Annotated in this window: 11 protein-coding genes; all 11 read left to right on the plus strand. The window is 55.8% G+C overall.

The features are described from left to right. Positions 1 to 108 precede the first annotated feature (108 nt). The gene (locus FKN99_RS00150) at positions 109 to 1,428 is read left to right on the plus strand and encodes an ABC transporter substrate-binding protein (RefSeq protein WP_172116006.1); all 1,320 of its coding nucleotides are present in this window, start codon (positions 109 to 111) and stop codon (positions 1,426 to 1,428) included. Positions 1,429 to 1,506: 78 nt separating this feature from the next. After that, positions 1,507 to 2,397: a carbohydrate ABC transporter permease gene (locus FKN99_RS00155; protein WP_172116007.1), complete on the plus strand. Its 891-nt coding sequence runs from the start codon at positions 1,507 to 1,509 to the stop codon at positions 2,395 to 2,397. A gap of 25 nt (positions 2,398 to 2,422) precedes the next feature. After that, positions 2,423 to 3,298: a carbohydrate ABC transporter permease gene (locus tag FKN99_RS00160; protein ID WP_172116008.1), complete on the plus strand. Its 876-nt coding sequence runs from the start codon at positions 2,423 to 2,425 to the stop codon at positions 3,296 to 3,298. Between the two features lie 11 nt (positions 3,299 to 3,309). Next, the gene (locus FKN99_RS00165) at positions 3,310 to 4,488 is read left to right on the plus strand and encodes an ABC transporter ATP-binding protein (RefSeq protein ID WP_172116009.1); all 1,179 of its coding nucleotides are present in this window, start codon (positions 3,310 to 3,312) and stop codon (positions 4,486 to 4,488) included. Further along, positions 4,485 to 5,162 carry an HAD family hydrolase gene (locus FKN99_RS00170; RefSeq protein ID WP_172116010.1) on the plus strand — a complete coding sequence of 226 codons (678 nt, stop codon included), beginning with the start codon at positions 4,485 to 4,487 and terminating at the stop codon, positions 5,160 to 5,162. The genes FKN99_RS00165 and FKN99_RS00170 overlap by 4 nt, the downstream gene beginning before the upstream one ends. Before the next feature lie 48 nt (positions 5,163 to 5,210). Then, the gene (locus tag FKN99_RS00175; protein ID WP_172116011.1) at positions 5,211 to 5,996 is read left to right on the plus strand and encodes an L-iditol 2-dehydrogenase; all 786 of its coding nucleotides are present in this window, start codon (positions 5,211 to 5,213) and stop codon (positions 5,994 to 5,996) included. Positions 5,997 to 6,003: 7 nt separating this feature from the next. Beyond that, positions 6,004 to 6,624, plus strand: coding sequence for a nucleoside/nucleotide kinase family protein (locus tag FKN99_RS00180; RefSeq protein WP_172116012.1), 621 nt, complete (start codon positions 6,004 to 6,006; stop codon positions 6,622 to 6,624). Positions 6,625 to 6,706: 82 nt separating this feature from the next. After that, complete coding sequence (locus FKN99_RS00185) at positions 6,707 to 8,194, plus strand: mannitol dehydrogenase family protein (protein WP_172116013.1); 1,488 nt, start codon at positions 6,707 to 6,709, stop codon at positions 8,192 to 8,194. Further along, a complete protein-coding gene (xylB, locus tag FKN99_RS00190; protein ID WP_172116014.1) occupies positions 8,194 to 9,681 on the plus strand; it encodes a xylulokinase in 1,488 nt (495 codons plus the stop codon). The genes FKN99_RS00185 and xylB overlap by 1 nt, the downstream gene beginning before the upstream one ends. A gap of 81 nt (positions 9,682 to 9,762) precedes the next feature. After that, entirely contained in the window at positions 9,763 to 10,608 is an 846-nt protein-coding gene (locus FKN99_RS00195; protein WP_172116015.1) for a fructosamine kinase family protein, read from the plus strand. A gap of 319 nt (positions 10,609 to 10,927) precedes the next feature. Beyond that, entirely contained in the window at positions 10,928 to 12,385 is a 1,458-nt protein-coding gene (locus tag FKN99_RS00200) for a TolC family outer membrane protein (protein WP_172116016.1), read from the plus strand. Positions 12,386 to 12,428: the final 43 nt, after the last annotated feature.

The following is a 12,428-nucleotide window of genomic DNA, read 5'->3' on the forward strand; positions in this document are numbered from 1 at the left end:
TAAGCCGCAGGGCTTTGATTTTTTTTCCTCTACGTACGATCATTTGTTCGAAACATGATCAAAATGATCAGGCGATAATAATGCCAACATTAGCCAAAGGAGAGTTATATGCGACTCGCGCGTCACTTGCCCGTCACCACCTTAGCAGCGGCCATTGCCGTGGCAGGCCATGCTCAGGCACAAACTGAAATCACGGTCGCCACCGTTAATAATAACGATATGGTGATCATGCAGAGCTTGACCGATGCGTTTGAAGAGGCGCATCCGGATATTACGTTGGACTGGGTGGTGCTGGAGGAGAACGTTCTTCGGCAGCGCATGACCACCGATATTGCCACGGGTGGCGGCCAGTTTGATGTGATGACGATTGGCGCTTATGAAGCACCGATCTGGGCGAAGCGCGAGTGGCTTGAACCCTTGAATGACCTGCCTGATGAGTACGCTGTAGACGACTTGTTGGCGTCCGTACGCGACGGGCTAAGCCTTGACGGCACGCCATACGCGCTGCCGTTTTATGCGGAAAGCTCGATGATGTACTACCGCAAAGACCTCTTCGAGGAGGCCGGGATTGAAATGCCCGAACAGCCGACCTGGAGCGAGGTGCGCGACTGGGCCGAGCAGCTCCACGGTGCGCAGGAAGGAGTGGCGGGTATCTGCCTGCGTGGCAAACCCGGTTGGGGTGAAAACATGGCCTTCGTCACTACGCTGGTCAATACCTACGGTGGCCGCTGGTTTGATGAAGAGTGGAACCCTGAAATCAATTCTGAGCCCTGGATGAATGCCATTGAGTTCTATGTGGACTTGCTGGGTAACTACGGCCCTCCTGGCGCCAGCTCCAACGGCTTTAATGAGAACCTGGCGCTGTTCTCACGCGGTAACTGTGCGATGTGGGTCGATGCTACCTCCGCCGCGGGCACGCTTTATGATGGTGACGAGTCCAGCGTCGCCGACAACCTCGGATTTGCCCCGGCGCCCGTGGCTGAAACGCCAAAAGGCTCGCACTGGTTATGGACTTGGGCACTAGCGATTCCTGCCTCCTCCGAGCATAAAGATGCCGCTAAGCAGTTTATCTCTTGGGCGACATCACAAGAGTACATTGAGCTGGTGGGCGAAACCCAAGGGTGGACCAACGTACCGCCGGGCACTCGCGCATCCACCTACGCCAATGAGCAGTACACGGAGGCGGCGCCTTTCGCTGATTTTGTGCTGAATGCGATTCAAAATGCCGACCCGACCGACTCCACGCTAGAGCCGAACCCGTATACCGGCGTGCAAATTGTCAATATTCCAGAGTTCCAAGCGATTGGCACCCAGGTAGGGCAGAGCATTGCCGCTGCGTTAACCGGTGACACCACGGTAGAGCAAGCGCTAAACAGCGCCCAGCGCGCCACTGAGCGCACTATGCAGCGAGCGGGTTACAACGACTAATAAGTAAAAGCGCCTACCCGTTACGCGGGTAGGCGTGTTGTAACGGTTTCTCGTTGGTTTTTTCGCGCAGGTATTCCCATGACTAAAACACGTGCTTCTGGCCGTACGGTTGGCGGGCTAAGAACGTTATCGCTTCAAGCCCCCGCTGTGACGCTGCTGTTGTTATGGATGATCATACCGTTAGGCATGACGATATGGTTCTCCTTCCAGTACTACAACCTGCTGATGCCAGGCATGAGTGGCTTTGCCGGGGTTGAAAACTACGAGTATTTGCTAACCGACCCCGCACTGTGGAAGGCAATGGGCAATACCTTGCTGCTGGTAGGCTGGGTATTGGCGATTACCGTAGTGGGCGGCACGCTGCTGGCCGTTCTTTTTCAACAAGACTTTGCCGGGCGCGGTATTGCCCGAGTGCTGGCAATTTCCCCCTTTTTTGTAATGCCCACCGTGAGTGCGCTGGTGTGGAAAAACATGATGATGCACCCCTCTAACGGGGTGTTGGCGTGGTTGGCAAACTCACTTGGTTTGCCTGCCGTGGATTGGTTTTCAACGCTCCCGTTAACCTCCATCGTGATTATTGTGGCGTGGCAGTGGCTACCCTTTGCGCTGTTGATTCTGCTCACCGCCATGCAGTCCCTGGATGAAGACCAGGTGGAAGCCGCACGGATGGATGGTGCCGGGCCTATCGCGATCTTCTTCTTTATAACGCTTCCTCATCTTAAGCGAGCCATCAGCGTGGTGATCATGATCGAAATGATCTTCCTGCTGACCATTTTTGCCGAAATTTTTGTGACCACCTCAGGCGGACCTGGGCTTGCGACCACCAATTTGGCTTATCTGATCTACATGCGGGCGCTGCTTGATTTTGATGTGGGTGTTGCCTCTGCAGGCGGGGTAATCACGATTATTCTTGCCAACATCGTGGCGATTTTCCTGGTGCGGATGGTTGCGAAAAACCTTGAAGATTAGCGCTTTGGGCACTTGGAGAATATAAATGTCATTATTACGTTCCACTACGCCAGCGCAAAACGTGTCGGGGGCGGGCACTGCCCGCGGGTCGGCCGGCATGAAAACGCTCGTGATTACGCTGGTGGGCTGGTCGGTAGCGCTGGTGATTTTCTTCCCGATTTTATGGATGATACTCACCGGGTTTAAAACCGAAGCGGCCGCAATTGCCGACCCAAGCTTTATCTTTACGCCCACGCTTGAAAGCTACGAAGCCGTGCAGGCGCGCTCAGGCTACGCACGCTTTGCGCTGAACAGTGTTGCCGTCGCCTTTGGCTCGACGTTTCTGGCGCTGTTAATTGCTATTCCTTCTGCCTATGCCATGGCCTTTCTGCCCACTAAACGCACCAAGGGCACGTTGCTCTGGATGCTCTCTACCAAGATGCTGCCGCCTGTTGGCGTGTTGGTACCGATCTATCTTATTTTCCGCGATGTCGGACTGCTGGACACCCGCACGGGGCTGATCATTATTTACACGCTAATGAACCTGCCGATTGTGGTGTGGATGCTTTACACCTTCTTTAAGGACATGCCCAAGGACATCCTTGAAGCCGGGCGAATGGACGGTGCCACGACGCTACAAGAAGTGTTCTTCCTGCTCTTGCCGCTCACTCTGCCAGGCATTGCCTCTACCGGTTTGCTCTCGGTTATCTTGAGCTGGAACGAAGCGTTCTGGAGTCTCAATCTCACCTCTTCCAAGGCAGCACCGTTAACCGCTTATATCGCCTCGTTCTCAAGTCCTGAAGGGCTGTTCTGGGCCAAGCTCTCGGCGGCTTCTACCATGGCCATCGCTCCTATCCTCATTCTTGGCTGGATGACCCAAAAACAAATGGTGCGTGGCCTGACCTTTGGCGCCGTCAAGTAAAGGAGTTTTGCATGGCAACCTTACAACTTAACAATATTACCAAGCGCTTTGACGACACCGCGGTCATCAAAGGGATCAACCTTGAAGTCAACGACCGCGAGTTTGTGGTGTTTGTGGGGCCTTCCGGCTGTGGAAAATCAACGCTGATGCGCATTATCGCGGGGCTTGAGAGCACCACCGATGGCGACATTGTGATTGATGGCCAGCGAATGAACGATGTGGGGCCTGCCGACCGTGGCCTGGCGATGGTGTTTCAAAGCTATGCCCTGTACCCGCACATGACGGTAGAAGGCAATATGGGCTTTAGCATGCGCTTGGCCGGTGTGTCCAAAGAGGAGCGCCGTGCCAAGGTGCTGGAAACCGCTAAAATACTTCAGCTTGAGCCGCTGCTTGACCGCAAGCCCAAGGCGCTTTCTGGCGGTCAGCGTCAGCGCGTGGCGATTGGTCGAGCTATCGTGCGTAACCCGAGTATTTTCCTGTTTGATGAGCCGCTTTCCAACCTGGATGCCGCGCTGCGCGTACAGATGCGTATTGAGCTTGCCCGCCTGCACGAAAAACTCAATGCCACCATGATTTACGTGACCCACGACCAGATTGAAGCCATGACCATGGCCGATAAAATCGTCGTCTTGCATGACGGCGTGGTCGAACAGGTCGGTTCACCCATGGCGCTCTACCATCACCCGGCCAACCGCTTTGTGGCCGGGTTTATTGGCTCGCCAAAAATGAATTTCTTTGATGTTGAATTAATCAGTACCTCGCCGGAAGGTGTTCAGGTTCGCTTGCCAGGTGGTGGCGAATGCATGGTGCCCGTCAACGCCCAAGCGCTTGAAAACGCGTCTTCTGAAAACACACCAGTCGAAAGCCAGCCAGCCCTTGAACTGGGTATTCGCCCCGAGCACCTGGTGCTTGATGAGGCGGGTGCGCTCAGTGGCCAGATTGAAGTGCTTGAGCGCTTGGGTGGGCAAACCTCGCTGTATGTACGTATGGGTGACCTGTTGGTCACGCTGATGACGGATGGGGATGTGGCCTATCGCGTTCACGAGACCATACGCTTTGGCTTCGCCCCTGAGCGAGCACACTTGTTTGCAGCCGATGGCCGCGCGTTGCCTAGTCTTGCTCAGCATCCGCTGGCGGGGCTTACGCGACACGATAACCGCACATCAGGTGACGCTGAGGTGCTGGCATGAAGGCGGTTATATTTGATTGTGATGGCGTGTTGGTCGATAGCGAAGCACTGGCGGAAGGTGTGCTGGAGGAGTATCTCGGTAGGTGGCTACCCGATTTGAACATTGCTGAGCGGCTTAGCCAGGCGTTGGGGATGACCACCGGCGATATTCTTAAGCACCTGGAGCAGCACAGCGTGTATACGCTACCTGATAACGCCACTGAGCAGGTGGACGCGACCATTGAGGCGCGCCTGGCGCGTGAGCTTGCCCCTGTCGCGGGCGTGCACGATGCCGTGTTGGCAATTCCCTTGGCCAAGGCGGTGGTATCCAACAGCCGCCGTCAGCGGGTTGTAGCGTCACTTGCGTGCACTCAGCTGGCCGATGCCTTTGGCAAGGACACGCCTATTTTTACGGCGGACCAAGTAGCCAACCCCAAGCCAGACCCCGCGCTTTATCTGCTGGCCGCCACGCAGCTGGGCTATCTCCCTGGTAATTGTCTGGTCATCGAAGACAGCGTGGCGGGTGTCACCGCCGCTCACGCGGCCGGTATGTGTGTCATTGGTTTTGTCGGTGCCAGCCACGTGGATGCCGAACAGCCAGCACGGCTTTTACACGCAGGCGCATGGCGTATTTTGGAGCACATGCAGGGGCTGAACGCGCTGGTGAATGAGTGGCAAGTACGCATTGCTAGCTAAGCAGGCGGCTGTTAGCACTCAACAACACTCAAATAAGACGGGGCGATAATGAAACTGACCGATAAAGTAGCGGTGATTACCGGGGGCGCACGGGGCATCGGCTTGGCAATTGCGCAACGCTATTTGGAGGAGGGGGCCAAGGTGGTGGTGGCGGATATTGATGCCGCGGCCATTGAGGAAGCCCTTGCCGTGTTGCACCAGCAGGCCCGTGGGCAGGAGACGCTAGGGGTCGTGCTTAATGTCTGCCAGCGCGCCTCTATTGATGCCATGGTGGAAAAGGTCGTGGCGCATTTTGGCGGTATCGATATTTTGGTCAATAACGCCGCAGTTTTTGATTTGGCACCGGTGCTTGAAGTGACCGAGGAGAGTTTTGATAAGCAGTTTGCGGTGAATACCAAGGGGCTTTTCTTTACGCTACAGGCGGTTGCTCAATGGATGGTTGAGCAGGGGCGGGGCGGCAAAATTATCAATATGGCCTCCCAGGCAGGAAGGCGGGGCGAGGCCTTGGTGAGCGTTTACTGCGCCAGTAAAGCCGCCGTGATTAGCCTGACGCAATCCTCTGGCCTGGACTTGATCAAACATGCGATCAACGTTAACGGCATTGCCCCAGGTGTCGTCGATACTCCGATGTGGGAAGCGGTGGATGCGCTGTTTGCTCGCTATGAAAACCGCCCCTTGGGCGAGAAAAAGCGCCTGGTCAGTGAAGCCGTACCCTTTGGCCGCATGGGCTTGCCGGAAGATCACACCGGTGCCGCCGTCTTTTTGGCTAGTGCCGACAGCGATTACGTTGTTGCTCAGACGCTCAATGTGGATGGCGGTAACTGGATGAGCTGAGGTGGTTATGACACCCGAACTTGATAGCCTGGCCCGCCAAATTATTGGTTCAGCCGAGGGCGCTTCGCGCTATCTGGTTGCGCTGGCAGGGCCGCCCGGCGCAGGTAAGTCCTATCGTAGCGCTTTGCTTTGCGAGGCCATTAATCAGCTGCTTCCAGGCCAGGCGGGGCTCGTGCCGATGGACGGCTACCATTTCGACAATGCCGTGCTGGGCAAGCAGCAACTGCCGATAAAAGGCGCGCCTCATACCTTCGATGTGGACGGGTTGTGCAGCGCCCTTGAGCGTATTCGCCAAGCGCAGCATCCGGTCGCGGTGCCCGTCTTTGATCGGCCGTTGGATTTAGCGCGGGCAGGAGGGCGGCTCATCACCCTTGAGCAACGCATTGTGATTGTCGAGGGTAACTACTTGCTGCTCGACCGCTCCCCCTGGCGTGAGCTACGTCCGCTGTTTGACTGGACGCTGTTTCTGGACGTCGACGATGAGATATTGGTGGACCGGCTAATCCTGCGGTGGCTTGAGATGGGCCAGGACCACGCAGGGGCGCTGGAGCGTACCCACCGAAAAGATATGCTCAACGCGCAACTCGTAAAGCGCTGCTCCTTACCTCCCGATCAACACTGGCACTAATGCCAATGCGCTGCTTCACCCTCTTTTTAACCGTTTTCAAACCTACCCATCGCGCCAAGCAGGTTTTGGCTGGAGAGTACCCATGACCCGACTTAATAATCACAATCTGGGCAATTTAAACGGCGATGTTGCCATACCATGCTATGAGCGTGCGAAGCTAACGCCTGGCATTGTGCATGTCGGCGTGGGCGGTTTTCATCGGGCTCATCAAGCCATGTACCTTGATGAGCTGATGCAGCAAGGACTGGCGCTTGATTGGGGTATCGTGGGCGTTGGCGTTATGCTGGGTGATAAACGCATGCAGCAGGCGCTTGCCGCGCAGGATTACCTTTACGCTCTGGTGGTGAAGCACCCTAACGGCCAGTACGAGCCTCGGGTTATCGGCAGCATGGTTAATTACCTGTTTGCCCCGGAGGACGCAGAGGCGGTCATAGAGCAGATGGCCGACCCGGCCATTCGGATTGTGTCACTCACCGTGACGGAAGGAGGCTATAACTTTCATCCGGTGACGGGCGAATTTAACCTGGAAAATCCCCAAGTGCGTGAGGATCTTGCGCACCCTGAAAAGCCCTCCACCAGTTTTGGCCTGATTGTCGAGGCGCTGGTACGCCGCCGTGAGCGCGGTATTGCTCCGTTTACCGTCATGTCGTGTGACAACATTCAGGGCAATGGCGACGTGGCCAAGCGCATGTTCACCGCCTATGCCCGTGCCCGCGATAGCCAGCTGGGCGAGTGGCTTGCGTCAGAAGTTGCGTTTCCCAACGCCATGGTCGACCGCATCACTCCCGTTACCGCACCGGCGGATATTGACGAACTGTCTCAGCGCTTTGGGGTAGAAGACGCTTGGCCGGTGGTATGCGAGCCGTTTACGCAGTGGGTGCTGGAAGATCACTTTCCGCTGGGTCGTCCGCGGTTTGAGCAGGTCGGCGTGCAGGTGGTTGAGGATGTCGAGCCTTACGAGTTAATGAAGCTGCGGCTTTTAAATGCCAGCCATCAGGCGCTCACCTACTTTGGCTATTTAGCGGGCTATCGCTATGCTCACGAAGTTTGCCAGGACCCCTTGTTTGTGGATTTTCTGCTCGGCTATATGCGTGAAGAGGGCTCGCCCACGTTGGCGCCTGTGCCCGGTGTCGACCTGGAAGCTTACCGCTTAACGCTGATTGAACGGTTTGCCAACCCCGAAATTAAGGATACGCTAGCGCGGCTGTGTGCCGAAAGTTCAGACCGTATTCCCAAGTGGCTGGTGCCGGTGATCCATCATCAGCTTGCTCACGGAGGCGAGATCAAGCGCAGCGCAGCGGTAGTGGCCAGCTGGGCACGCTACGCTGAAGGGGTTGATGAGCAGGGCGAGCCCATCGAGATTGTAGATCGCTTAAAGGAAACGCTGACCGCAATCGCCGCTGAAAACCGTACCCGGCCCAGTGCGTTTATCGACAATCGTGAGCTGTTCGGCGACCTGGTCGACCATCCGCGCTTTTATGAGGCTTATGTCCAAACGCTTAATTCGCTGCATAAGCACGGCGCACGGGCTACGCTTGAGGCGCTTGTGGCATCCAAAGGAACGCTGTGATGTATATTGGTGTGGATTGCGGTACCCAGAGTACCAAGGTCGTAGTGGTTGATGTGGAGCGCGGCGTTATCCGGGGCGAAGCAAGCCGCCCGCATCGGCTGGATGAAGGTGAAAATGGCCGCCGTGAACAGGCGCCCTCTGAGTGGTTGGCGGCTTTAAAAGGTGCTTTTTTTAGTGCCCTGGAGCGCGCTGGGGTCAATGCCTCGCAGGTTCGCGGTATCGGTGTGTCAGGTCAGCAGCATGGCATGGTGGCGTTGGATGCCGATGGCGTGCCGGTTTACCCCGCCAAACTATGGTGCGATACCGAAACCAGCGCCCAAAACAGTGACCTTGTCGCCCGCTTGGGCGGTGAAGCAGGGTGCCTGGAGAAGTTGGGGCTGGTGCTACAGACCGGCTATACCGCCTCTAAAGTCGCTTGGCTGCGCGAGCATCAGCCGGACGCCTACCGGCGCATCGATAGTCTGTTATTGCCCCACGATTACCTGAATTTTTGGCTGACAGGCGAGCGTGTGACCGAAGCGGGCGATGCCTCGGGTACCGGCTATTTTGATACCCGCACGCGGTGCTGGCAGTTAGAGGTGTTTGCTGAAATAGCCCCTGAGCTTGACCCGCAGCGCGTACTGCCACGCTTGTTGGAAGCTCATGAACCGGCAGGGATGGTGCGCCCACTGATTGCCCGCGAGCTGGGGCTTGGCGATAACGTGGTGGTCTCTTCAGGCGGCGGCGACAACATGCTAGGGGCGATTGGTACCGGCAATATTACCCCAGGCCTGATAACCCTTAGCCTGGGTACCTCGGGCACCGTTTGCGCTTATTCGCCTGAGCCTATTCTCTGCGATAACGCCATGGTGGCTAATTTCTGCTCAAGTACCGGCGGGTGGTTGCCGCTTATCTGCACCATGAACGTGACTTCGGCTACCACGCGGATACGTGAACTGTTTGGTTTGGATTTAACAACGTTTAGCGACCTGGTGGCCAGCGCTCCGGTAGGTGCTGAGGGCGTTACCGTGCTGCCGTTTTTCAACGGCGAGCGCGTACCCATGCTGCCGGAGGCGTCGGCTGATTTTTTGGGCTTGAACAGTATCAATACCCACCAGGCAAACCTGTGCCGTGCGGTGGTTGAAGGGGCTACCTTCGGGCTGCGCTATGGGCTTGAGTTACTGGGCGATTTAACCGCAGGCGCCAGCCAAATTCGGCTGATCGGCGGCGGGGCCAATAGCCCGGTATGGCGGCAGATGGTGGCCGATATTACGGGCACGGAAGTAATATGCCCTGAGATTACCGATGCCGCTGCGCTAGGTGCGGCCATTCAAGCTGCATGGTGTGATCAACGTGCACAGGGCGTAACGCTTGACGCGTTATGTAACCGCCTCGTTCATCTTGATGCGCAATCGCTTGCTGAGCCGAACCTTGCACGCGTTGAGGCGTATCAAGAGGTCTATGCGCGCTATACACAAGCGCTAAAGCAGCGCCATCAAAACGTATAGCGGCTTATAACATTTTCAAAAAATCGACGTGCACAGGGGTTAGCAGGCACACTGGGGGAATACTATCCAGCGGAGACGGCGATGGATGCTACCCTGCGAAGGTTACTCGACGCCCAAGCGATACGGCCAACCGGTGAATTAACGCCGCTTGGCGGTGGAGACAGTGCGGCGGTATATGCACTTGAAACCTGCCAGGGGCAGGTGGTCGTCAAGCATGACAAGGCCGAGCGCTTGCGCGGAGAAGCGGAAGGGCTACGTGCCCTTAGAGGAGCCTGCAAAACGCTTATTGTGCCGGACGTGCTAGGCTTGGATGAAGAGTGGTTGCTGCTTGAGTCGTTAAATACCCAACCCAGCGGGCCCACCAGTGACACCCTCTTGGGCGAAGGGCTGCGTGAGCTGCATAGCGCCATTGGCGAAGCCCACGGCTGGCATGAGGATAATGCCTGTGGGCAAACGCCACAATCCAATACGCTGCATAAGGATGGGCGCGTTTTTCAGCGCGAGAGGCGCCTATTCCCGCTTAGTGATGCCTGCTTTCAACACGGCTTGATTGATCATGCACTACGCGCCCGCATTGAACACATTGCTTATCAGCTTGAAGAGTGGCTGCCAGAGGCGCCTGCAAGCCTTTTGCATGGCGACTTATGGTCGGGCAACGTATTGATAACTACCCGTGGCCCTGCCTTGATCGACCCTGCCGTGTATCGTCATTATCCCGATGTGGATATTGCCATGCTGACGCTGTTTGGTTTGCCGGGCAGCGGCTTTTTTGATGCCTACTGGGAGGGCAGTGCCCCGGCTGATTGGTCGAGGCGTGAGGCATTGTTTCAGCTGTACCCGCTGCTTAATCATTTACTGCTTTTTGGAGCGACCTATCGCACCGGTATTGAGCAGCGCGTAGCTCTACTTGAAACCTGCGCTCACTAAGCTGAAAGCGAAGTGGCAGTAATAGCAGTAATAGATGTAGCAAAAGAAGTAGTAATAGAAGGATTACCCACTAAAGTACAAACAGTAAAATATAAACAAAGGGGCAGGACGATAGCGTGAAGAATAGCAGAGAAGCAGTGCTGAAAACCCCGGTGTCATGCTTTGGTCCAGGTTAGCCGGATGAGGCTTGACAAGCTCTTTGTTCATACAATTTGGTAGACTTCAAGTCTAGCATACATACATGAATGTAACTATAATGCCATCTTCCATAAATAGTTTACTAATAGCACTCCCATCGTTGACACCTAGAGGCACCTCCATGCGACTGGCACACTGGGCAGTCAATGCCCCTTTACGACCCTTATTACTAGCCGTTTTCACTGCGTCTATTGCGCTGCCTGCTCAGGCGGCAGACCTGATAACGGTCACGCGTGAAGCGCTGAGCAATAACGCCACGCTAAATTCAGCTCGTGCTCAGTACTCTGGGGTCGAAGCCGGTCGGGATGTTGCGAGAGGCGCGCTGCTGCCGCAGGTAAATGCATCAGGCAACGTGGCGCACCATGAACAATTTGAAAGTCAGTCAACGCGCACCACACCGGGCGCCGGAGGGGGAGTAGGTGTTGGAGGGGGAGATGATCGCTATAACAGCGTATCGCTGACCCTGGAAGCCACTCAAATGCTGTTTGATGAAGTGGCGCGCCAGCAATTCAATCAGGCTGATCGCGAAATCGACCAGCAGTTCTACCTGCTGGCTGCGACCGAACAACAGCTGCTTTTTGATGTTGTTAACGCCTATTTCGATATCCTTCGTGCGCATGATGTACTGACCACCCGACAGGCCCAAGAGCGTGCTATTGAACGTCAGTTGGAGCAGGCCAGTGAGCAGTTTGAAGTTGGTTTGATTGCCATTACCGACGTCGAAGAAGCACGCTCAAGCTATGATCAGTCGCGTGCTAATCGGCTCGCCGCTGAGAGTAACCTGCAGGTGGCTTTTGAGGTGCTTGAGCAGTTAACCGGTCAGCGTTACCCGAACATCAACGCGCTAGGCGATGCGATGCCGGTGGTGAAGCCTTCAAGCAATCGTGACTACTGGGTTGAACAAGCGATTGAGCTTAATCCTCAAGTCCTTGCTCAGCAGGCGGGCATCGAAATTTCACGCGTGGGCGTTGATATTGCCCGTGCCGGTCGCCTGCCCACGTTCCAAGCATTCGCCAACTATCAGCATGCCGATAATGATCGCGATGCGGTTAGCGGTTATGACGCCTCCGGTCAGGTCGGGATATCGGCCAATCTGCCTATTTATACCGGTGGCAGTACCAGTGCGAGTATCCGCCAAGGCACTTACCAGTTGGAAAGTACGCAGTACGAGTTTGAGTCTCAGCGTCGTACCACGATCCAGCAAGTACGCTCGCTCTACACCCAGGTCAGCAATAACGTTGAAACGGTAGAAGCGCGTCAGCAAACTATCGTATCAGCGCGCAGTGCGTTGGAAGCCACGCAGGTAGGGTATGAAGTCGGCACACGTAATATCGTCGATGTGCTGAATGCCGAGCAGAATTATTACGACGCCATTGCTGATTATGCTGAGTCACGTTACGACTATGTCGTTAACTTCCTTGGGTTGCGCCAGCAGGCAGGGTTGTTGGATGTACCGGCGATCGAAGAAGTGAATGCCTGGCTAACGGATGATCAGGTGACCTTTGCAATACCTGATACCGATGGTGGCAGCTATGAGCGTGCCATGAATATTGGTGCGCCACCGACGCTGGATCGTTGATCACAACGAACCGTCGGCGTTTTTAAACTATGGTTTTTAAAAC

Origin of the sequence: Halomonas hibernica (assembly GCF_013183775.1) — a bacterium.
GTDB lineage: Bacteria > Pseudomonadota > Gammaproteobacteria > Pseudomonadales > Halomonadaceae > Vreelandella > Vreelandella citrativorans.